We start from the raw sequence: 22,415 nt of genomic DNA, 5'->3' as shown, positions 1-22,415 counted from the left end.
ATGGCGCTCCATATATAAGCGCTAATCCGTGAAAAGCGCCTTGCGGATGATCGCGTGCACGCCCCAGTTGCCATCGACCACTTGCGTCACGCCGAAGTCCACGGCCACCGACATCAACGAGATCGCTTCGTCTTCGCTCAGTCCCTTGGTCGACATGAGAAAGCGGCGCGTCTTGATGAAGGCGTCGCGCATGGCCTGATCGAGCGTGGACTTCTGATAGACCTCGCTCTGCGCGCTGGTGCCGAATTCCGCGAGATAGTCGGCGTGGCTGAAGCCGTGCAGCACCCATTCGTCGGCGGTTTCGACAAGCGGATACGTGAGGTCCGCAAAGGGCTGTGAGGCGAGCGTGTGCTTCTTGTGCAGGATCAGTTCGAAGTCGCCCGTAAGCGAGCATTCGATAGCCGTGCCGCACAACTCGGAGTCTCCTTGCGACGCATGCGGGTCGCCAATGGAAAGCAGCGCGCCCGCCACGCCCACCGGCAGAAACACGCTCGCACCCGGTCCCACACGCCAGTTGTCGAGATTGCCGCCGAAGGCCGAAGGCGGGATCGAATCGATCAGACCGTTCTGTCGAGGCGCGACGCCGATCACGCCGAAATGCGGCCGCACCGGAATGGTGACGTTCTTCAGCACGTTGTGATTTTCGACGACGGTCGAATGATCGACAGGCACGCCGGGATAATCGATGATCGGATGCATCACGCCGAACGGATCGCGTTGCGGCGTCCAGCGATAGTTGTAGACGGCGCGCGCATAGGCGCTTTCGTCGACGCGTTCGGTATCCGTATGAAGCTCGTAAATGGTCACGACTTCGCGAGGCTTGGGCTCGGTCAAGAGCTCGCGATAGTGAAAGCCCCACCACGCGGCGGCGTTGCTGCCAAATGCGCGGCCATGATATTTCGGGTTCGCGCAGCGGCGCGGATGAATATCGACGATCCGCACTTCGAGCACGTCCCCCGCCTCCGCGCCCGTGACGGCAATCGGTCCCGTGCAGATATGCACGCCGAACCCTTCGCCCGCGCCGCGTCCGTAGATCGATGCGTTCATCGGTCCCGCGCCGCGCCGGTCCACGTTCTTGCGCTCGGCGGTCCAGTGGAACACGCTCTCGGCGCCGGGATCGCCCGCGATCATACGATCCCAATCATCCGCGGCATGTTGCGTGAGCGCTTCCACGGTCACGGTGTCGCCACTTTGTACTTCGAGCACGGGCTTCAGATCGTGGCTGAAATAACCCCAATGCACGGTATTTGCCGTTGCGCGCAGCAGATGATGGCGCGGCTTGTCGCGTCCGAGCCGAGGTTCGATATGCACGGCATCGAGTTCTTCACGCACGGCGACGAGCGTATCGCCCGCATGATCCTGACGCGCCTGCGCGATCAGGCTCGCCGCATTGACCGGCAAGCCGCGCGAGAGACTTCGCACCAGATGACGCGCTATTTCAAGGCTCGCCTCGTGCCTGAAGGTGCGCGGCGACGCGCCGTAACGTTCGCGAAACACGCGGCTGAAATGCGCGGGATCGTTGAAGCCCCAGCGAAAACAGATGTCCGAAATCGATACTTTCTCGGAGAGCGGATCGGCCAGTTCCGCGCGGCATCGTTCAAGACGGCGTGAGCGCACATAGGTCGAAAAGCTCTGTCCGGCGAGTTCGAAAAGCTTCTGCACATAGCGTGGCGACACGCGCTCGTCTTTTGCAAGCGTGGCGACGCTCAAGGTCGATTCGGCGAGATTCGCTTCGATGAAGCGGCATAGCCGCGAGAACAGCGCCGCCTGCGACGGCGTGAGTCCGTTGAACGAGCCCTTGCGTTCCTGTCCCGCAAGACACGCGACGAGCATTTCCGCGAGCGCGAGTTCGGTGGGACGCAATTCATCGGCGCTCAAGGTCTCGAGGCTCTCGACCACCGAGCGCAAGAAGCCCGAAAAGATATGGCCCATGCCCGTTGCGCCCGGCAGCAGCGCCACGCGCAACGAAAGCGGCGAGAGCAAGCGCGCGTTGATCGCGCTCTTCGGCGCACGCACGATAAAGGCGCGAAAGCGCCCCGCCAAGATCAGCGACGCGCTTTGTCCCGATGCCGCATACACGATGTCATGCGGGCTCACGCGTTCGCGCAGGCCGTCGGCGACGAGCGTGGCGTCGCCATCGATCAGCAATACGAGCATGAGACTGCCGCTTTGATCGGCGCTCAGTTCGAGCGTCTGCGCGGCCGAGGCGATCGTCGTGAACTCGATGCCGCCCGCCGATACACGCGATGTCAGCGTGCCTTGAAGACCGCGTTCGCCGCCTTCTATCTTGCCGTGCCACCCCAGGCGCGCGAGCGCCGCTTTCCATTCATGTCGACGTTCGAACTCGGGATACGACTCGGTGGTGAAGCGCGACAGGTTCAAGCTAAAACTCCACGAATAGCAGCAAAGACGCGCTTTCGAAAAGCAACTCCCGCGCCATCGCGGCCATGCGGCGACGCGATGCAAGGCGTGCCGAACCACAGTGCATGCATGCGCCATCGCGGCGCATGCATGCACTCGCTCGCGACACGGCGGTACCGGCGAAAGCGGTTCTTGGACGAGCGTGCACGTGAGGACCAGCAGTTGTGCGCAGCCAGACAAGTTAGCGGGATTTCGGTCACCTACGCTCGGGGCATCGCAAGTCAATCGTCATCAGCGGTCAAGAGCCGCCAGGAGCGTATCGATGCAAAGGAATCTCATGGGCCGTTTAGCTCGCGTGTGGCTCGGCGCTTTGTGCGCGTCGCTGTTCGCGTTCGCGGGGCAAGCACACGCCGCATCGCCCGCCGAATGCAGCGCGTTGCAGGCGAAGTATCCACAGTTCAAGGGCAAGACGCTCACCAATGCGATCAATCCGCACACGCCGGGCTATGAAGCGCTTGATCCGAACGATCCGAGCAAGTACGTCGGCTTCGATATCGACTTGGGCGAGATGATCGCGCAGTGTCTCGGCTTCACGATGGCGTACAAGCCCGTCACCTTCGCCGCGTTGCTCACGACGCTGCAGAGCGGTCAGGCCGACATCGTCATCTCCGACATCTACGCAACCGAGGAACGCGCCAAGGCCGCCGATTTCATCACGTATTCGAAGGTGTTCGACGGCGTGCTCGTCGCGAAGGGCAACCCCAAGAAAATTACCGGCATCAACACGTCGATGTGCGGCACGACCGCCGCTGAAAACACCGGCTACGTGGAAGTGCCGCTGGTTCAGGCGCTCGCGCCGCAATGCAAGGCGGCAGGCAAGCCGGAAGCCACCGTGCAGCTTTACGACAACAACGCCAACTGCATCCAGGCCATTCTCGCCGGCCGCGCAGATACGTATATCAACGACGTGAACACGGTCGATCAGGCCGTCAAGGCGTATCCGGACAAGCTCGAAAAAGCGACGGCGGTGACCTTGCCGTATTTCGTGGGTATCGGCGTGCCGAAAGACAAGCCTGATTTCCGCGATGCCGTGATGGCCGCGCTCGTCGCCATTCAGAAGAGCGGCGCGCAGTCGGACTTGCTCAAGAAGTGGGGCCTCGGCGTGGAGAACCTAGCCGCGCCGCAATTGATCGTCGCGAAGTAAGCACGGGAAGCATCGGCTCATGGACCTGTTCCTTCACTATCTCGGCCTGCCGTATCTTCTCGACGGCATCCGCTTCACGATCGCCGTGACCTTGCTAGGACTCGCGGGCGGCCTCGTGCTGGGACTCGTGCTCGCGGCCATGCAACTGAGCCGTATCGGGCCGCTCGCGGCGATCGCGCGCGGCTACACGGTGATCTTTCGCGGCACGCCGCTGATTCTGCAACTGGTGTTCGCCTACGATGCCTTGCCGCATATCGGCATCAAACTGAGCGCGATCGGCGCGGCGGGCCTCGCGCTCGCCGCGAACGAAGCGCCGTTCATCGCCGAGATATTCCGCTCGGGCGTGCTCGGCGTGGATCGCGGACAAACACTCGCGGGGCAGGCGCTCGGCATGACGCCGGGCGTGTTGATGCGCAGAATCATCGCGCCACAGGCGATTCGTTCGATGATCCCCGCGCTTGGCAACGAAACGGTCAGCGCACTGAAGAACTCGTCGCTGGCGTCGGTGATCTCGGTCGGCGAACTGACCTTGCGTAGCACGCAGCTTGCATCTTCCACGTTCGACTTCTTTTCGATCTTCTTCGCGTCGGGGCTTTTGTATCTGTGTCTCACGGGCGCTATTGCAGCCATTCAGTTGATGATCGAACGAGCGCTCGATCTGGATCGCGCGAGCACGGGCGGCGGTTTCTGGGGACGACGCAAACCCGCTCCCGCGCCGAAACCCGCGAGTCCCGGCGACTTGCCGCCCGTCTTCGCGCCGATCACGCCCGCCGAACGCGCGCGCCGCTACGACACGCTGGCCCGCAACGGCGTGGCCGTGCAGATCAGTGGCGTTCACAAGCGTTACGGCGAACAGGCCGTGCTGAATGGCTTCGACCTCGACATCCGCTCCGGCGAAGTCGTCGCGTTGCTCGGGCCGAGCGGTTCGGGCAAGAGCACGCTGCTTCGCTGCATCAACCATCTGGAGCAATGGAGCGAAGGCGAGATACGCGTGGGCGGCCGGCGTCTCGGCTTTCGCGATGACGGGCGGCGAATGAATCCACGCGAGCTGGCGCGAGAACGTGCGAGTCTCGGCGTCGCCATGGTGTTTCAGCAATTCAATCTGTTCAGTCATCTGACGGCGCGCGAGAACATTGCCTTGCCGCTCGTATGGGTGCACGGCGCAACGCTCGCCGATGCCAACCGTCGCGCCGATGCCTTGCTCGAACGCGTGGGCCTCGTGCATCGCGCGGATGCCTTGCCGCGTCATCTGTCGGGTGGCCAGCAACAGCGTGTGGCCATAGCGCGTGCGCTTGCGCCGAACCCGCGCGTGCTGCTGCTCGACGAGCCGACATCCGCGCTCGATCCCGAACTGGTCGGCGAAGTGCTCGAAGTGATCCGCCGTCTCGCGCTCGACGACGGCCTCACCATGATCATCTCGACGCATCAGTTGCGCTTCGCCGATGAAGTGGCCGACCGCGTGGTGTTCTTGAGCGGCGGAACGGTGGTCGAGGAAGGGCCGGCGCATCAGGTGTTGACGCATCCGCATCATCCGCTGACTGCGCGCTTTCTCAACGTGATGGGCGCGGGCAGCACGCTCGAAACGGTGCATTAAAACCCTAAAGCCGAGGACGATTCAATGAAGCATTACACGCTGCCCGTTTCATCATCCACCGTGCATTGGGGATACTTCAGCAAACGGGTAGAGCCGCGTCTCACGCTGAAGTCGGGCGACCGCGCCACCATCGAAACGCTGACGCATCATGCCAACGACGACCACGAGCGCATGGTCGCGGGCGACCCCGGCGCGCAGAGCGTGTTCGAATGGACGCGCGAGCACAAGGGCGTATCGCGGCGCGGCGCTGGCCCTACAGAAGGTCCGTTCAAACTGGGCGATGGCGAAGGCGTCGGCGTGCATCTGCTGACCGGGCCTGTCGAGATAGAAGGCGCCGAACCCGGCGATGTACTCGAAGTGCGCATCCTCGATGTACGGCCGCGCCCGAGTTGCAACGCGTGTCATGCGGGCAAATGCTTCGGCTCGAACGTGGCGGCGTCGTGGGGCTTTCAGTATCACGATCTGATCGAGGAGCCGAAGCCGCGCGAAGTCGTGACGATCTTCGAACTCGATACTTCCGGCGAGCCGTATGCGCGCGCCGTCTACAACTATGTGTGGACGCCGCAGACCGACCCGGACGGCATCGTGCATGCGACCATCGATTATCCTGGCGTGCAGGTGGATCATCGGCTGGTGAAGAAGCGCGAGAACATCCTGCCCGACATACGCGTGCCGGCGCGGCTGCATTTCGGCACCATGGGCGTGGCGCCCGCCGAAGCGGACTATGTCAGCTCGATTCCTCCGAGCTATACCGGCGGCAATATCGACGACTGGCGTATTGGCAAGGGTTCGAAGATGTATTACCCGGTGGCCGTTGCGGGCGCGCTGTTTTCAGTCGGCGATCCGCACGCGGCGCAAGGCGACAGCGAACTCGGCGGCACGGCCATTGAAACGTCGCTCACGGGTGACTTCGAATTCATCCTGCACAAGCAGGCGGATCTCGAAGGCACGTTGCTCGAAGGACTGACGCATCCGCTGCTCGAAACGGATCAGCAATGGTCTGTGTATGGCTTCACGTTTCCGAACTATCTCGCCGAACTCGGCGCCAACGCGCAACTCGAAGTCGCGCAACACGCGAGCCTCGACCGTGCCATGCGCGATGCCTTTCGCAAACTGCGGCGCTTCTTGATGACGGTTCATGGACTGAGCGAAGACGAGGCCATCGCGCTCATGTCCGTGGCGGCGGATTTCGGCGTGACGCAGGTTGTCGATGCGAACTGGGGCGTGCATGGCTCCATCCGCAAAGAGGTGTTTGCAAACTACAAAAAGCGCTGAGTATTCCGCGTTTTTGAATCGCGATGTGTAGATTGAATGGACGGATACACTGAGATACATCGCTCCTGATCGGCTGGGATATAAAACCGTCGAGGCCACTCTTCAAGTGAACCCACGAAAATTCCCGAACCAATCGATAAGGAGGTCTGGTCATGTCAAAACCCGTCAATCAACGGCGTCGTCTTATGCTTGGGACGACGCTTGCAAGCGTCGCCCTTGCGGACTTCGGCTTCAGCACGTTCGCGAAGGCGCAATCGTCCACTGTTAGAGCGACGAGCGCGGGCGCGTCGTTTGGCCCGATCAGGCAGATCGATGCGGGCAAGCTCAACGTCGGCTATGCGGAACTCGGGCCCGCCAATGGCACGGTCGTGTTTCTGCTGCATGGCTGGCCTTACGACATCCACAGCTATGCCGAGGTTGCGCCTATTCTGGCCGCGGCCGGTTATCGCGTGATCGTGCCGTATCTGCGTGGCTATGGCTCCACGCGCTTCCTTTCCGCCGATACCGTGCGCAACGGTCAACAGGTCGTGACAGCGGTGGATATCGTCGCGCTCATGGATGCGCTCAAGATCGAGCAGGCCATCTTCGGTGGTTACGACTGGGGTGCGCGCACGGCAGATTGCATCGCTGCATTGTGGCCGGAGCGCGTGAAGGCGCTGGTGTCGGTGAGCGGGTATCTCATCGGCAGTCAGGAGGCGAACAAGAGGCCGCTGCCGCCCAAGGCGGAGTTCCAGTGGTGGTATCAGTACTATTTCTCGACGGAGCGTGGCGCGCTGGGTTATGCGGCCAATCGCGATGCCTTCAACAAGCTGATCTGGCAGCTTGCGTCACCGAAGTGGAATTTCGACGATGCCACGTACGAACGCTCGGCCGCATCGTTCCAGAACCCGGACCATGTCGCGGTGGTCATTCATAACTATCGCTGGCGGCTCGGGCTTATACAGGGCGAAGCGCAATACGACGCGCTCGAACAGCGTCTTGCGGCAGGACCGACCATCTCCGTGTCCACCATCACGTTGGAAGGCGATGCCAACGGCGCGCCGCATCCCGAACCTGCTGCGTATGCGAAGAAGTTCACGGGCAAGTATGTGCATCGCACGCTGGGCGGGGGTGTCGGACACAACATTCCGCAGGAAGCGCCGAGGGAGTTTGCTGATGCGATGTTGCAGGTGACGAAGTTGTGAGACGAGTTTTGCCTGTTATGGCGCGCGTGCGAGGATCGCGTTAGGAAGTCACATGACCGCCGTCGGTGGAAGCTTTGACGGCGGCCTTCTTTGGGCGCGTGACTGACTGCAGCCTCGGTAAAGATGTGGCCGATGTATCAGCGAGAAAGCCCTTTGGGTCATCAGAAAACTCCTAAAAATAGAATACTGCATCGATATCCGAATGGCTTGTTAAGTCGATGAATCTGCAGAAATTCTTATAGTCGAGCATCGCATTGCGGAGAGATTGCCTGCGCACGAGCAGCGATTTTTTCGGCAACAATTCCTTACTGGCCTGAATTGAGTTCGACTAGCAATTCGTCGATCTCAGGGCAAAGAACTACGCAGTGCGATCAGGATGCCGAAACGCCGGATCGAAATGTCGTGCGCATCAAAAGAGATTCATAGGAGATGTATTTAGATGTCGATGGTATTACCAAGTCAGGCCTATACGCTACAACTCAAGCCGCAGTCCTTTCCCGTCTCCGTGCTTAGATTTTCCGGCAAAGCGAGCGTCAGTGAGCTCTATGAATATCAAATAGATTTCACGAGCCCGGTAGCCGATATTCCAATGGACCAAGTCGTCGGCCGACCAGCGACATTCACCATCGATCCTGTTGATCCCGATCAAGGGTATCTGCAAAGAATGTTCGGTGAGCGCTGGAAGGACTTTAGCAAGATGCCGAAGTCGTACGTCACGCACGGGATGATCTGCCGCTTTGAGCAACTCGGAATGTCCGCCGACGAGACGCGTTACCGCGTCGTGCTCGTACCCAGGATCGCGGATCTCGCCCGCGCCCGCAAAAGCAGGCTGTTCCAGATGCAATCCGTCGTGGAAATCATCACCGATACATTGCGCCACTACGGCTATCGCTTTGGCGTGGATTTCGATTTTATGAAGCTTCGCGGCAAATACAAGCGCCGCGAGTACGTGACTCAATATCACGAGACGACGTTCGCCTTCATTCAGCGACTTTGCGCAGAGGAAGGGCTGTGGTTTCGCTTCGAGCAAAAGTCCAATGGTACCGCCATGATTTTCGGCGACGATCTGGATGCCTACGCGCGCAAACAGCGCGTCGTTCCTTATCGTCTTCATTCCGGTTTGGAAAGCGCGGGTGCGGAATCGCTTCGTTCGCTCAAAACGATCACCCGGCGCGTGCCCGAAGCAATTCAGCTCGACGATTACAACCATCGGCAAGCGGATGTCTCATTGCTAGTCGAGTCCAATGCCGCGCCTGCCGATAAAACCACTGATGGCGTGGACAACCATTGGGGCGAACACTATGAGACGCAAGAAGAAGGCAAGACGATTGCGCTGATTCGTCATGAGGCGCATCTGGCGGAGCAGATCAGCTATTCAGGCCGAGGCAATCCGTTCTCCCTCGAGGCAGGTGAGGTAATGCGTCTGGACGTGAATCCGAAGGACGCGCCGCATGGTCTCTTTGTCACGTCGGTACGCTGCGGAGGTGGACGCGGTACGTCGTATTGGTGCGCTTTCCGGGCGATTCCCGCGGATCGGAGATGGCGCACGAGCATCGACAAGATCGAGCGACCGAAGATCGCAGGAACTCTTCCCGCGCGGATAGATTCTCCAGGCAAGTACAAGTACAGCTATCTAACGGAGAAGGGCCTGTACGTCACGAAGATGCCGTTCGATTTGGACGAGTGGAGTCCGGGTGGACGCAGTCGCCCTATCCGGATGGCACGGCCGTATGCGGGACCTAACTACGGTCATCACATGCCGCTGATCGACGGAACCGAGGTGGCGCTGGTTTTTACGGCACAAGATCCAAACAGACCAATCATCGTAGGCGCGTTGCATGACAGCCTCAATCCGGACCTCGTCAATAACCTCAATCACACGCGAAATATTATCCGCTCGGCTGCGGAGAACGAGTTGCGCATGGAGGACAAGGCGGGGGTCGAGCATATCCACCTGACCACGCCGTATCAGACCAGCGAGCTCAATCTCGGGCATATGGTCGACGAAGGGCGCAAGGAGCGCGGTCGCGGCGGAGAGTTACGCTCGGATGAGCATATATCGGTGAGAGGCGGAAAGGGTCTGCTGCTGACGGCCGAAGTGCAAAGGAAAGCTACGGGCGCGCAACTCGACATGGCTGCGGCGCAAGAGCAGTTGAAGCGCGCGATCGAGCGCATCGAGTTGCTGAACCAGGCTGTGCAGTCGGCCGAAGCCGTAGTCGCTGACCTGCAGAAGCAGAAAGCGCTCTTTAGCGACGCACTCGACGGGCTCAAACAGTCCGTCGTGCTCATGAGCGGCCCTTCGGGCATCGGCATCACGTCGGGTGAACACCTGCAGTTGAATGCAGACCAAAACTTGATTGCTACTGCCGGTGGCAACGCCGATATCGGCGTAATGCGCAATTTCACGGTGGCAGCAGGTCGCCAGGTGTCACTCTTTGCGCAGTCTCAGGGCATGCGGCTGACCGCTGCCAAGCAGGACATCGTGGTTCATGCGCGCACAGGCGGCATGGAGCTGTCCGCGGCGAAGGACATGCACTTCAACAGCGTCGACGGCGCTGTTACGGCATACGAATGAACATTTCAAGTTTGATGAAACACATCTTTGTTTTGCTTGTGGCAACCGTCTCTCTCGCGGGCTGCGACTTCTTTTCTTCTGAGCCAGTGTATGGCGGGTTGAGCGCGGAGGGTATGAACTACACGCCGTACAACCTGACGGAGTTTGTGGTCCGTGACAAATATGGGAATCGAGCCAGTGGAGGCGGGGATCTGCCGCCAGGGTCTGGGGCCGGAAGTTTGAGTTGCTGCTACAAGCTCAAAGGCACGGAGTTCACGGTCGAGTGGCAAATCTATGACGCAGACGAGGCCGTAAAGGACCTGTATGCACCCATAAAAGAGATCAAAAAAGTGACCACGGTTCATCTTGATCCTGTGAAGAGGTCTGACCGAGCCGGCAACGACGTCTTGGCTGTGCACTTCTATCCAGACGACCATGTTGAATTCGAGTTTCGCAATGACTTTAGCGGCTCTCGATTCGAATATGGAAAGGTCGATGAGTGGTTTCAAACGAAATACGGCAAGGCTGCAAACCCAGACGATCTTGACTGGGCTGCCGCCTACCGTCGAACCACGCGTGTGGCTGTTCAAGGCTGGATGAAGTACCGCTTCACCGACACTGTCGACCTTGAGCAGTACGTGTACTACACGTTGCTCGTCAATCCGAGGTTTGACGAACACCCGGCGGTGCAGCGCATCGTCATGGAGTCGAAGGGCAAGCCCGGAGCGTTTGGTCTTGCAATGCAGAAGCTGCCTGTAGATGTTGTGCGCGAGATTAAGAGCAACAAGTTTATCCATGCCGCAGGTGGAAATAAGAATGGCTAATACGAACAAAATCGATGCTGCAGATCGCACGCCTCTTGGAGTGCTGGACGCGATTGGCGCCAACACGAAGGCTTACCCTTCCGATGACTGCATCCCATGCGGTGCGGTAATTCACATCGGATTCTTTTTTGATGGATTCGGTCGACACCGTGATCACGATGACGTATCGACGTCGCGATATTCGAACATCTGCCGGCTCTGGGAGGCACATCGGGAAAACGAGGATCGGCGCCGCGAAAAGACCCCCAATCAGTTTTGGTACCGACTCTACTACTCCGGCCTGGGCACGGACCTCAACAAAGAAGCCAAAGACGGCGAAATCGTATCCGCGCTGACGAGCAAGGTCGTGAGTGCGGCTCAAGGTCAGGTATCGAACGCAAAGAAGATTGGCGAAAAAATCACCGGTATCGACCGTCTCCAGCTCGATCCGAAGAGCGCCATTACCGACGGATTCAAAAAGGGTTTGGAGGAGCATTCCTATCGCCCTGTCGTGGATGCATACGATGGACTCGTCAAAGAGGCGAAGGCGTTGCGTACCAATGCCGGACGCGTCTTGCGCTTCTTCAAAACCGGCGCCGTGCTCGACCGTGGCCGCGCGGCCGGGCGCATCCTCGCCAAGGACGCGATGAAAAGCGGCCGTCAGATCCTTTTTGATCTCAGGAAGAATCCGTTGAAGGTTGGCTGGGCAGTGGCGGGCGAGCTGTTCAAATGTTCGTTCGACGTGGTTCCTGTTCTCAGGGACAACTCAGTGGTCGCGCGGCTTTTGGGCACCGGGGTCGAGCCGCGCCTTCAGGCGGCCAAGACCCAGTTTGAGAAAGCGATTGAGGACGCGAGGGCAAGGATGCCCAAGGTCCAGCACGTCAAGGTGTCTGTGTTCGGCGCGGATCGCGGTTGCGTCCTTGCGAGGGCCTTGCTGAATGACCTGAGCGCGACATACAAACATCCGAGCGAAGCCATACTGGAATACAAGATTCCAAAGGACCCGAACGGCGCCACCATTCCTATCGAGATCGTGTTCGTCGGTTTGCTCGACGCGGTGTCGTCGTTGGTCCAGGAGAATGCGCTGATCAGCATGGTGCCCTTGATCGGGGCAATCAAACAGAATTACGGCGACCAAATGCTTGGCGTGCCGCAGGCAGTTCAGCGCTGCGTTCACTTTGCCGCCGCGCACGAACTACGCTTCTATCAACGGCTCGACAGCCTGGAAAATACACGCGGCCTGCAATATCTTTATCCCGGCACGAGCGAAGACATTACTGGCGGCGCACCGCCGGGATCGCTCGGCGCGCGCGCGGAGCTTCAGCGAGTCGTCTTGCGCGACATGCTGAACGAGGCAATTTCTTATGGCGGGGCATTGGACTGCATGGAGGATTTGGCAAAGTTTAAACCTAAGACATTCCAAAAATTCACCTTGGCAAACCCCATCACTGACGGCCGGAACACGTACAAGATCTGGGAACTGATGAAGGCCTACCGTGAGATGGTGCCCTACGTCGCGCGTCTGAATTTTGTCGATCACATGCAGGTCTTTTTACGCTGGATGGCGGTTCGCTATACGTCGTCCGAATTTCGTGCCACCGTCACCAACCAGTTCGACGCGCTGGCTGCAAAGCATGAAGCCATTCTGAAAGAACGCAACGACGCGACTGCTGCCTATCTCGCCTTGCGCAAGCAATTTCCGGTGCCGGATTCGATCACCTTAGGCAAGGCGCAGAACCGCATGGAGGCGGCAAGGAGCGCTGAAATGGAGGCGTTGCGCGACGCCAGCGCCGAGAAAGCGAGACCGTCGGTCGGTGTGTGGGAGCGTATCCAGGCGGAGTCGACGGACATGATCCAACGCGACACCGCTTTGGCCGGCATGCGCCGCGCGGTGAATCAAGCGCGCACCGGTGTACAGATCGGCGAACAGCCTTATGACGCGGACCCGGAGTTTGGCGCATCGATCATCGAGGAACACATGGACGCGATGATCAGCGCCGAGCAGCAAAGCCTGGTTCAGGCGTGGAAGATGGGGCTGTCGGGCAAGAACCCGCTTCCGCCCAAGGTCATGGCGCTGTTCGATCTTCTCGTGCACGACACCATGCTCACGAGCTGGCAGGACCATGTGCTGTCTTCCTCGCTTTATTTCCGGTTGCGCGGAGTCGATACGTTCGGCTCGACCGACTACGAGGCCGAGGAGAAAGCGCGCAAGCGTACGGAAGAGAACGCAAGCCGCGCGTCGCAGATCAACCGTGGCATGAACCCCGCGCCGCGACCTCCCGCCCGTGTTTGAACGTGGCGGCCATGGCCATGTTTTGCGTAAGCCATGACCACTTGATTATTTTCTCCTCGGACCAGACATGCCAGGAATTATTCGCATAGGCGACCGCCATACCGGCGACGGCGCCGTCACGCAAGGTTCAGCAACCTGCGTTTTCATGGGACGCGCGGTTGCGCGCCTGCACGATCGTGTCACGTGTCCCCGCCACGGTGACAACCGTATTGCTTCGGCAACCTCAGGGGCTTTCGATAACGGTTTGGAGATCGCGCAACACAACGACCGCTGCGAATGCGGTTGTCGTCTGATCTCGTCACTTCCAAATAGCGGCAAAAGCTAAGCATGGCGCTGGACCTGGATAACCTTCCACCGGAACGCGCCGAACCTGACGAGCCGCCATCGAGGTTCGTCTGGACGGTGGTCTTCTTCGTCCTGACGATCGCCGGAATCTTTGGCGTGATGGCGTTGTGGCCGCGCGCAGAACCAATGCAGACGCCCTTGTTCTGGACTTGCCTTGTGCTGTATCCAACGGGCCTCGCCGCGTTTGTCGTTTCACGTCGGTTCAGCATTCACGAGAGGCAGTGTCTCGATGCGCGGGACTGGAATGAGGCACGAAAGCGGTACAACGAGAAGTTGTTCGCACGCGAAAGCATTCCGATGGCCGTGCTCGCCACGGCCATCCGCGTAACGGATGACGAGACAGCGAAACTCGTGACAAAGATAGAAGAAAACGCGTTGACACTCGAGGCTCAGGCATCGGAGCTCATGGAGGACGCATCGGTAACGGCGCGGTGGCTCCAACCAGACGACGCGCTCTTTGCCGTCGACGATAAGGAGCGCCACGGCCTGCTGTTGTCCTGGCTCTTCGACCAACTTATCGGCGAACTTGCGGACCGCCTCGGGTCGCTTCCGGATGATTTTCCGCTGCGCGTCCTTCTCGATATCGGGGGCTATATCGGGGAGGCAGACGCAAAAACGACCTGCGAAGGCATATGGGCGCGTCATGAGTTGCGTCAGGCGGAAACGACGTACACGCTAGTGCCCGTTGATCTGATGACGGTCGATCAATGGCTCGACGATACGAGTGGCGCCTTGCATCTCTACGCGGTCCTGCTGATTTCGGTATCGCTTCAAACCATGTTGGATGGAGCGCCCAACGCAGGCGAGGCCGAGGCGGGCGTCGCGCTTCTCGTGGCCTCGCATGGATTAGCGGCCGAGCATCGACTCATGCCCGTCGCGCACATGCATCGCCCGTTGAATTCGGCGCGGACCCATCTCGACAGCGCGCTCACACATGCGCTGCAATGGGCAAAAGCCGACGCGCCGTCGTTGGAGTCGGTCTGGATGACCGGATTCGACGGCGAATCGGTCGGGCCTTTGCACTCATCCCTGAGCCACGTTGGCGTGCGTGAGGCAGGCGAAGATCCGCTGACGGAATTCAATCTCGACGGCACGGTGGGACGAACGGGGAGATCGGCCGACTGGCTCGCCGTAGCGTGCGGGGCGAACAGAGCGGACCGGTTGAGCGCGCCGCAACTCGTCGCCCGTAGCGCCGGCGAACACTTTCACATGGCTGTGGTGCAAAACAGCCGTAATAAGCAGAAAGACGAATGACTCGTAAATTCAAGCTAGACTTTTTAGCCACGCTATCCCTCGTGATCTTGCCCGGCATGCTGGTCTGGGTACGGCCTCAGTGGGTCGGGATCTCAGCTGACAGTCGTGGAGCTGTCATAGCAGCACTGTGCGCTATTTTCATCGTGCTATGGCTCGTGCTCAGTTATAGCGAAGCGTCGCGTGCGGCCGTGGCTTATCGCGCGGTGAAAGACTGGATGCTCAAACACGGCGGTGCTTCCGATGACGCCGCGCAGGGGGCCACGAAGCTAGACGTTGGTGATTTCAGCGATCTCAGGCAATGGCTAGTCGAGCAGCACGGCTGGCGCTGGCGTTGGCGCGAGCGTTGGATCCTGGTTGTCGGCGACGGGGAAGTAGTTCGGCGCGTGGCGCCTACGCTCTTCAAGTTCGGGTATGCCAGCGCGGGAGGCGCGGTTCTTCTTTACGCGAAGCAGACAGACAGTGCCCCGGATGTGCAGCATCTTGCCGCGTTGCGCCGATTGCGCCGCCGCCGTCCAGTGGACGCGGTCGTTGCGCTAACCGTCGCCCGTGCGACGGGCCACGATATGTTCGATGTTCAAAGCGTCTCGCAAGCGCTGGCACGTGTCGCGCGCGTGCTTCGCTGGTCTGCTCCGGTGTATTTGCTGAATGCGGAGCCATTGCAGGCGAGTCCGTCTCATACAGATGAGCCGCCGGTCGGGCTTACCTGGTCGCACCCGCGTATGGCTTCCGATTTCGTCGGCTCGGCACTACATGACCTCACCGGCGAATTGGCAAACGCCGGGGTGATGCGTCTGTCGAAAAACCCTGCAGATCGATATCTGGCGGAATTGTCGCAGCACATAAGCACAGCACGGGAATCGCTGAAGCATCTCCTGACAGGCGCTTCACGGTCGCACGATGCTATTCGCGGGCTTTTCTTCACACCGTTGGACATACCCGCGGGACCGACAGAGTATCCGCGCGAGGCCGCGCGCCACCACGCCGGTGTGCCCGAAGCGTCGAATCGAACGCTATGGCAAACCATCGCGAACCACAGTCGCAAAGCTTACGGCAGGCGCGTGGGCCTCTCGTCGTCGAGTGTTGCCGCATATCTCGTCAGCGCTGTCGCCGTACTATGGTTTATCGGCTCGATAATTTCCGGCATGTCGAACCGCGCAACCATGCGGGACGTTGCGTCGACGTTGAGCAAGGTTTCTTCGCCGCGCGACCAGACGCAAGCCTTGCTCGCCCTGGATGCTCTTGACAAACAACTCGACACGCTTGAAATACACCGCCAGCTCGGCGCTCCGTGGCTCGCTCGTTTCGGCCTGAACCGTGACGCCGCTCTTTATGAAGCGCTTTCCCCGGTTTATCAAAGCGTCGCCTCGCGCGTACTGATCGATCCGATCAAGGCAAGACTCGAATCTCGCCTTCAGCAACTCGCTTCCCTGTCCGATGCCGAAATCGCCAGCGGTGGCAACACACAGGTCCAGGCCGCGTACGACACGCTCAAGGCGTATTTGATGCTCGCCCATCCCGAGCATGCCGACGCGTCGTTTATCGCCACACAGTTGCTGACGACGAATGCGCCAGCGCGTCCGCAGAATGCGTCAGTGACGGCGGGCACTTGGGAAGACTTGCGCCAACAGGCCGTCTGGTTTTACGCGAGGCACCTTAAGCGCGGATCGGCGTCAGCCATCGCGCCTGACATCACGCTTGTCGCGGCGACGCGGCAGACGATCATCGGCGTGCGCGGCATCCAGAATTCGACAGACGCGATCTATCAGCAGATCATCGACGAGACGAAACCGAAATATCCGCCGATGACGTTGGCAACCTTGCTCGGCGATCACCCAAGCCGAGGCTTGTTCAACACGAGCGCGACTGTTCCGGGCGTTTTTACGCGTGCCGCGTGGGACGAACGCATCCCAAAGGCGATCGATGAGGCGAGCGAACAGCGCGCGGTGACGGGCGACTGGGTGCTGTCTGACGCGAAACTTGATAACACCGCGCCGTCAACGCTCAAAACCGAACTCCGTCAACGTTACTTCGATGACTACGCGCGCGCGTGGCAGCAGTTTTTGAACAGCATTCGCTGGCAAAACGCTTCGTCGTTATCTGGCACGGTCGATCAATTGACGCTGCTCGGCGACCCGCAACGCTCGCCGCTGGTCGCACTAATGAACGCTCTCGTTTTTCAGGCAAGTGCGGACGCATCGACGCAATCAATATCGGACGCTCTGATTTCGAAGGCGCAACATCTTGTAGGCAAGGACGAAAAGGACCCGTCCAAGCAGATGCAGCCATCACTTTTGCCGCTGGCAAGCGCGTTCGGTCCTATTCTGCGTCTGACTGGCAGCGAGTTCGCAAGCAACGCACCCGCCAACACCAGAACCACGCTGCAACTCGTGAGCGATCTGAGCTTGGCTCGCTATCTTGAGCGTGTCACCGCAATGCGTCTTAAGACGCAACAAATGATGGCCAGTCCCGACCCCGACGGCATGTCGCGCGTCGCCGCTCAAGCCGTGCTACAGGGTAGAACGTCCGATATCGCCGATAGTCGCGATTATGCGAGCCGTCTCTCTGCGAGCTTGGGCGAACAATGGTCGGGTTTCGGCCGGCTTTTCGAAGCCCCGCTTGACCAGACGTGGCAAGTGGTCGTGCAACCGGCATCGTCCAGTCTGAACGAAGTCTGGCGCACATCCATCCTTGCTGACTGGAATCACAGCTTCGGCGGCCGCTATCCGTTTGCGGACTCCGACAACGATGCATCGCTGCCCGATATGGCGCACTTCATGCGCATGGACAACGGCGTGATAGCGCAGTTCGTCACGACGCAGCTTGCGGGCGTGATCGAACGTCAGGGCGACCACTGGGTCGCCACGCAAGGCGTGAATCAAGGCACGCTCATGCTTGATCCGGCGTTTCTCGTCGCGCTCAACAAGCTCTCGCGCGTAGCAAGGGTCGTGTTTCCCTCTGGCGATGCGCGGGCGCGGTATGAACTACGCGGCGTGCCGACGCCGGGCATCACTGATTTGACGCTGGTGACATCGGGTCAACAGTTGCACTACTTCAATCAGATGGAGCAATGGGAGCCGTTCGAATGGCCGGGGCAAGCCCTGGACAACACCGCACAACTTCAATGGCAAACGGAGGCAGGCGGTTTGCGCTCGACCATGTACGCACAAGGGCGTTTCGCGCTGATTCGTCTGCTCGAACGTGCGAAGGTCTCGCAACAAGATAACGCGCGTTATCTGCTCTCGTGGACGCCGGATCAGAGTCTTACGCCGCCGCTGTCGGTTCAACTTCGCGCGGAGACGGGCGCTGGACCGCTGGATGTGCTTGTGCTACGGCACTTCGCCCTGCCTGAGCGCATCTTCATGTCAGGCGCGGCGAAGCAAGCATCTGTATCGCCGGGGCGGACGCCACCACCGTTGCCGCCCGGCGCGCTTGCCGCCGCGCAGAAGATCGGCGTCGCGTTGCCGGACAAAGAATGACGACTTCGCTGGGATCAGGTCACGAAGCGTAAGAAGACTTCAACATGCATGGATCATACGGCGATCACGACTTCGGCGCGTTACCCGCTGCCTCTTGCTTACGCATCGGCATGCCGTCGATGGTCGTGAACAATTCGCGCGATGCAATCGGCTCGCGCGATTCGAGCTTCACGCCGCCGTCCTTGCCAACGAGCACCGCGCGAAACGCGCCGGGTTTGACGCCGTATCGTCGACGCAATGCATCGGCGGAATCGCTTGCGCCTTGCACGTCGTTGCCGATTACTTCGATCACTTGCAGGTCGCGTTGCGTGTAGCCATCGCTCGCATCCTGAACCGATGCGCGTTGCTTCGCGAGTGCGGCGGAACTGACGTCATCGGCGAAAACGACGAGCAGACGCTTATGCCATGTGTACTGTTCGATGGAAGATATTGCAGCGCTTCCGGCTGCTTGCAAGGTATTGGTCACGCCCAAGAGCAGGCTTGCAGCTACGGTTGCGGGAATGAGATAGCGGTTCATTGGCGGCTTCCTGTGCGGTTTATTTCCGTGCACGCAGGAAGCGCGCCAACGACGTAACAGCCTTTCAAGCGTGCGCAAGCACTTGACCAAAAATCTACTTAACCGCGAGCTTGTCTTGCGTCTTCGTTTCAAAGTCGCCAGCATCATGCCGCTCATGCAACTGGCTCGAAAGCTCGCCGAAGGTCCGGTTTACCATGCGGCCGCGTTGCACGGCGGGACGCGCGCCGATCGCATCGGCCCAACGTCGCACATGCTCGTATTCATGCACGGCGAGAAACTCGGCGGCACTGTAAATCCAGCCATTCACGAGACCGCCGTACCACGGAAAGATGGCGATATCAGCGATGGTGTATTCGTCGCCCGCAATGTACTTGCTCTCCGCAAGCCTCCGGTCGAGCACGTCGAGCTGACGCTTCACCTCCATGGCGAAGCGGTTGATCGGATACTCCATCTTGCTCGGCGCATAAGCATAGAAGTGACCGAAGCCGCCGCCAAGATACGGCGCGCTGCCCATCTGCCAGAAAAGCCACGAGAGACACTCGGCGCGTTCCGCCGCGCTGGTCGGCACGAATGCGCCAAACTTGTCCGCGAGATACAGGAGGATGGCGCCGGATTCGAACACGCGCACGGGCTTGGGGCCGCTGTGGTCGATCAGCGCGGGTATCTTCGAATTGGGATTGACTTGGACGAAGCCGCTGCCGAACTGGTCGCCGTCGCCGATCTTGATGAGCCAGGCATCGTATTCCGCGCCATTGTGACCCGCGGCGAGCAGTTCCTCCAGCATCGCCGTGACCTTGACGCCGTTGGGCGTGGCAAGCGAATAAAGCTGCAGCGGGTGCTTGCCGACCGGTAGATCCTTGTCATGCGTCGGCCCCGCGATTGGACGGTTGATGCTTGCAAACTGCCCGCCGCTTTCCTTGTCCCAGGTCCAGACCTTGGGCGGTACGTATTCGGGTGAATCGCTCATGCTGCAGCCTCCTTCGCGTCAAGTTTTCAATGTCGCCCGAGGTTAGCAGGTCGGGTAAAAACCTGCTCGACACGAAGGAGGCTCGGCCGTTCAAGCGTGCAAGAAGCGGTGCGCCTGCAGCGCTTTCCAGTACGTGATGAAGCGTCCCGCGAACATCCCGGCGACGACGCCCGACACGAGTGCGTCGATGGATGCATAGGTTCCGAGGAGCGCCGCATCCGTCACCGTTGCCATCTCGAATCCGAGCCAGAACTTGGCGGCGAAGATGGCGAGGATCAGCAAGAGCGGCACGACCGAACCCGGCAGCGTGACGGTGCGCGCCACCATATCGACGGAAAAGCGCGTGCGCGTCGCGTTGAACACGCCCGCCGCGATGCCCGCAAAAATCCCGACGATCCATGCGCTCACCGCAAAGAGGCTCGCGTGCGGATTGTGAGCCAAATGCACGAGGCCGAAGCCCGCGAAGATCAGCGGGATGATCGCCAGCTTGGACAGCGGCGTGGTACCGCCTTTCATTGCCTTCACGCCGCGCGAAATTAGATAAGCCAGCAGCAGCCAGACCCAGACCGGCGTGCCATGAACGATCATTTGCAGTGTCATTTTCGTTTCTCCTTCAGTCGGATGATTCGTTGTTGAGCAGATGAAGGCATCGTAAAGCGGCTGAATTAGAGAAGAATGAGAGCGCGCGAGCGTTCGCGGCGCGGTCGTTTAACATGGTCGCCATCGCTCGAACGCGTCAAGGAGACTGCCATGAAGAAGCTCATCAACAATCCCGCCGATGTCGTGCGCGAGATGCTCGAAGGCGTCGCGCGGCAGTCGCCGCACTTAGCCATCCTCGGCAATGAAAACGTGCTCGTGCAGCGCGCGCAGCACGAAGCGAAGGACCGGCAGGTCGCCGTCATCTCGGGCGGCGGCAGCGGTCACGAACCCGCGCACGGCGGCTATGTCGGCGCGGGCATGCTGAGCGCGGCGGTATGCGGTGAAGTCTTCACCTCGCCGCCCACGGATGCCGTGCTCGCCGCGATCCGCGCTTGTGCCGGTCCGCGCGGCGCGGTGCTGATCGTGAAGAACTACACGGGCGACCGCCTCAACTTCGGTCTCGCGGCGGAACTGGCGCGCGCGGAAGGCATTCCGGTCGAAGTGGTCATCGTGGCCGACGATGTCTCGCTGCGCAAACAGGCCGCGCGCAATCAGCGGCGCGGTATCGCGGGAACCGTGCTCGTCCACAAGGTCACGGGCGCGGCCGCCTCGCGCGGATCGTCGCTCGAGGAGGTCGCGGCGATCGCGCGCCATGCGGCGGCCAATCTCGGCACCATGGGCGTCGCGCTCGATGGCTGCACGCTGCCGGGCGTCGAAAAGTCTAGCTTCACGCTCGCCGACGACGAGATCGAACTCGGTCTCGGCATCCACGGAGAAAAGGGCGTGGAGCGCACCGCGCCGCTGCCCGCCGACCAACTGACCGACGTTCTGCTCACGAATATCGTCGACGATCTCGCGCTGGAAAGCGGCGAGCGCGTCGCACTGCTCGTGAACGGCCTTGGCGCAACGCCGCAAATGGAACTGGATGTCGTGTTGCGCGCCGCCTTCGACAATCTGTCGCGGCGCGAGATTCACGTCGAGCGCGCATGGTCGGGCACGCTGCTGTCGGCGCTCAATATGCCGGGCTGCTCCGTTTCGCTGTTGCGTGTCGATGACGCGACGCTCGGTCTGATCGATGCCGCGACCGAATCGCGCGCGTGGCCGGGCGGCGGCGCGGTCGGACGGGAAATCCGTATCGCCATGGCGGCGGATACCGTCGCGGAGGGGCACGGAATCGCGCGGGAAAGCGACGGCGGCTGGGCGGGGGTCATCGAGCCGGCGCTTCAGTCGGTGGCGCGTGCGCTGATCGACAACGAACCGCGCCTGACCGAACTCGATTCCCTCGCCGGCGACGGCGATCTCGGTGCGAGCATGAAACGCGCGGCGGACGCGATCCTCGGCGTGCCGGGATCGGCGCTCGGCACGCCGGACGGCGCGCTTGCCGCGCTCGGGGCGTCCTTGCGCCGGGCGATAGCGGGAAGCTCCGGCCCGTTCTACGCGACGGCGCTCTTGCGCGCGTCGCGCCATCTCGCGGGAGTCGCGCAACCGAAGCCGGCCGATTGGGCCGCCGCGTTCAGGGAAGCGGTGCAGGCCATCAGCGACCTGGGCGGCGCGAAGGCGGGCGACCGCACCATGCTCGACGCGCTGTTCCCCGCATCGGCGACATTCGAAGCGGTATTGAACGAAGGCAAGTCCGCGCGAGACGCCTGGGAAGCGGCTTTATCGGCCGCTGAAGAGGGCGCGCAGGCCACGGCGAGCATGACGCCTCGGGCGGGTCGCGCAAGCTATCTGGGCGAGCGCGCCGTGGGTTCGCCCGATGGCGGCGCGGTCGCGGTGACGTTCTGGCTCCGCGCGCTCGCGCCGCATATCGGCGTGCGGTGATCCGCCGCGCGCGGCCGTAACGCGAGGTCCGCGTAACGTAGCAAGCGCCCATCGCTTTGGTTTCCTCATGCCGCCCGAGCCTTGCCCGGCGCGGCTTGCAGGCGATCGGCGACCGTGCGCCGCAATTG

15 protein-coding genes are annotated in these 22,415 nt (G+C 60.7%); 11 read left to right on the top strand and 4 right to left on the bottom strand.

All coding sequences use genetic code 11. The features are described from left to right. Positions 1-21: 21 nt before the first annotated feature. Positions 22-2,382 carry an acetamidase/formamidase family protein gene (locus tag LDZ28_RS27705; protein ID WP_244831833.1) on the bottom strand — a complete coding sequence of 787 codons (2,361 nt, stop codon included), beginning with the start codon at positions 2,380-2,382 and terminating at the stop codon, positions 22-24. Between the two features lie 301 nt (positions 2,383-2,683). On the opposite strand from LDZ28_RS27705, the gene LDZ28_RS27700 reads away from it, so the two are divergent. The 10 genes from LDZ28_RS27700 to LDZ28_RS27650 all read left to right on the top strand — a co-directional run bounded on the left by LDZ28_RS27700 (position 2,684) and on the right by LDZ28_RS27650 (position 18,343). Then, positions 2,684-3,565: an ABC transporter substrate-binding protein gene (locus tag LDZ28_RS27700; protein ID WP_244831832.1), complete on the top strand. Its 882-nt coding sequence runs from the start codon at positions 2,684-2,686 to the stop codon at positions 3,563-3,565. 19 nt (positions 3,566-3,584) lie between these two features. Then, a complete protein-coding gene (locus tag LDZ28_RS32790; protein ID WP_305038191.1) occupies positions 3,585-5,159 on the top strand; it encodes an amino acid ABC transporter permease/ATP-binding protein in 1,575 nt (524 codons plus the stop codon). A 24-nt stretch (positions 5,160-5,183) separates the two neighbouring features. Beyond that, complete coding sequence (locus LDZ28_RS27685; RefSeq protein WP_244831831.1) at positions 5,184-6,434, top strand: acetamidase/formamidase family protein; 1,251 nt, start codon at positions 5,184-5,186, stop codon at positions 6,432-6,434. Positions 6,435-6,586: 152 nt separating this feature from the next. Next, positions 6,587-7,618 carry an alpha/beta fold hydrolase gene (locus tag LDZ28_RS27680; protein WP_244831830.1) on the top strand — a complete coding sequence of 344 codons (1,032 nt, stop codon included), beginning with the start codon at positions 6,587-6,589 and terminating at the stop codon, positions 7,616-7,618. 439 nt (positions 7,619-8,057) lie between these two features. Next, complete coding sequence (locus LDZ28_RS27675) at positions 8,058-10,193, top strand: type VI secretion system Vgr family protein (RefSeq protein WP_370652287.1); 2,136 nt, start codon at positions 8,058-8,060, stop codon at positions 10,191-10,193. Next, positions 10,190-10,996 carry a DUF3304 domain-containing protein gene (locus LDZ28_RS27670; protein WP_244831829.1) on the top strand — a complete coding sequence of 269 codons (807 nt, stop codon included), beginning with the start codon at positions 10,190-10,192 and terminating at the stop codon, positions 10,994-10,996. Before LDZ28_RS27675 ends, LDZ28_RS27670 begins: the two co-directional genes overlap by 4 nt. After that, a complete protein-coding gene (locus LDZ28_RS27665; protein ID WP_244831828.1) occupies positions 10,989-13,268 on the top strand; it encodes a DUF2235 domain-containing protein in 2,280 nt (759 codons plus the stop codon). Before LDZ28_RS27670 ends, LDZ28_RS27665 begins: the two co-directional genes overlap by 8 nt. Positions 13,269-13,335: 67 nt before the next feature. Next, positions 13,336-13,593 carry a PAAR domain-containing protein gene (locus tag LDZ28_RS27660; RefSeq protein WP_284503508.1) on the top strand — a complete coding sequence of 86 codons (258 nt, stop codon included), beginning with the start codon at positions 13,336-13,338 and terminating at the stop codon, positions 13,591-13,593. A gap of 2 nt (positions 13,594-13,595) precedes the next feature. Next, entirely contained in the window at positions 13,596-14,867 is a 1,272-nt protein-coding gene (locus LDZ28_RS27655; RefSeq protein WP_244831827.1) for a hypothetical protein, read from the top strand. Between the two features lie 1,142 nt (positions 14,868-16,009). After that, the gene (locus LDZ28_RS27650) at positions 16,010-18,343 is read left to right on the top strand and encodes an ImcF-related family protein (protein WP_244831826.1); all 2,334 of its coding nucleotides are present in this window, start codon (positions 16,010-16,012) and stop codon (positions 18,341-18,343) included. 64 nt (positions 18,344-18,407) lie between these two features. Here LDZ28_RS27650 and LDZ28_RS27645 read toward each other — a convergent pair whose 3' ends face one another. The 3 genes from LDZ28_RS27645 to LDZ28_RS27635 form a co-directional block, all read right to left on the bottom strand. Continuing rightward, complete coding sequence (locus LDZ28_RS27645; protein ID WP_244831825.1) at positions 18,408-18,860, bottom strand: DUF4174 domain-containing protein; 453 nt, start codon at positions 18,858-18,860, stop codon at positions 18,408-18,410. 94 nt (positions 18,861-18,954) lie between these two features. Next, on the bottom strand, positions 18,955-19,827 hold the full coding sequence (gene yghU / locus LDZ28_RS27640; RefSeq protein ID WP_244831824.1) for a glutathione-dependent disulfide-bond oxidoreductase: 873 nt from the start codon (positions 19,825-19,827) through the stop codon (positions 18,955-18,957). A 90-nt stretch (positions 19,828-19,917) separates the two neighbouring features. Next, positions 19,918-20,427 carry a DUF6622 family protein gene (locus LDZ28_RS27635; protein ID WP_244831823.1) on the bottom strand — a complete coding sequence of 170 codons (510 nt, stop codon included), beginning with the start codon at positions 20,425-20,427 and terminating at the stop codon, positions 19,918-19,920. 150 nt (positions 20,428-20,577) lie between these two features. On the opposite strand from LDZ28_RS27635, the gene LDZ28_RS27630 reads away from it, so the two are divergent. Further along, a complete protein-coding gene (locus LDZ28_RS27630) occupies positions 20,578-22,287 on the top strand; it encodes a dihydroxyacetone kinase family protein (protein ID WP_244831822.1) in 1,710 nt (569 codons plus the stop codon). Positions 22,288-22,415: the final 128 nt, after the last annotated feature.

The organism is Caballeronia sp. TF1N1, assembly GCF_022878925.1.
Taxonomy (GTDB): domain Bacteria; phylum Pseudomonadota; class Gammaproteobacteria; order Burkholderiales; family Burkholderiaceae; genus Caballeronia.
Note: the sequence above shows the minus strand (reverse complement) of the source record. Positions and strands in the feature narration are given on the sequence as shown.

Coding starts and splice junctions, on each gene's coding strand:
- LDZ28_RS27700 (WP_244831832.1), top strand. CDS start 2,684: ATGCAAAGGAATCTCATGGGCCGTTTAGCTCGCGTGTGGCTCGGCGCT.
- LDZ28_RS32790 (WP_305038191.1), top strand. CDS start 3,585: ATGGACCTGTTCCTTCACTATCTCGGCCTGCCGTATCTTCTCGACGGC.
- LDZ28_RS27685 (WP_244831831.1), top strand. CDS start 5,184: ATGAAGCATTACACGCTGCCCGTTTCATCATCCACCGTGCATTGGGGA.
- LDZ28_RS27680 (WP_244831830.1), top strand. CDS start 6,587: ATGTCAAAACCCGTCAATCAACGGCGTCGTCTTATGCTTGGGACGACG.
- LDZ28_RS27675 (WP_370652287.1), top strand. CDS start 8,058: ATGTCGATGGTATTACCAAGTCAGGCCTATACGCTACAACTCAAGCCG.
- LDZ28_RS27670 (WP_244831829.1), top strand. CDS start 10,190: ATGAACATTTCAAGTTTGATGAAACACATCTTTGTTTTGCTTGTGGCA.
- LDZ28_RS27665 (WP_244831828.1), top strand. CDS start 10,989: ATGGCTAATACGAACAAAATCGATGCTGCAGATCGCACGCCTCTTGGA.
- LDZ28_RS27660 (WP_284503508.1), top strand. CDS start 13,336: ATGCCAGGAATTATTCGCATAGGCGACCGCCATACCGGCGACGGCGCC.
- LDZ28_RS27655 (WP_244831827.1), top strand. CDS start 13,596: ATGGCGCTGGACCTGGATAACCTTCCACCGGAACGCGCCGAACCTGAC.
- LDZ28_RS27650 (WP_244831826.1), top strand. CDS start 16,010: ATGTCGAACCGCGCAACCATGCGGGACGTTGCGTCGACGTTGAGCAAG.
- LDZ28_RS27645 (WP_244831825.1), bottom strand. CDS start 18,860: ATGAACCGCTATCTCATTCCCGCAACCGTAGCTGCAAGCCTGCTCTTG.
- yghU (WP_244831824.1), bottom strand. CDS start 19,827: ATGAGCGATTCACCCGAATACGTACCGCCCAAGGTCTGGACCTGGGAC.
- LDZ28_RS27635 (WP_244831823.1), bottom strand. CDS start 20,427: ATGACACTGCAAATGATCGTTCATGGCACGCCGGTCTGGGTCTGGCTG.
- LDZ28_RS27630 (WP_244831822.1), top strand. CDS start 20,578: ATGAAGAAGCTCATCAACAATCCCGCCGATGTCGTGCGCGAGATGCTC.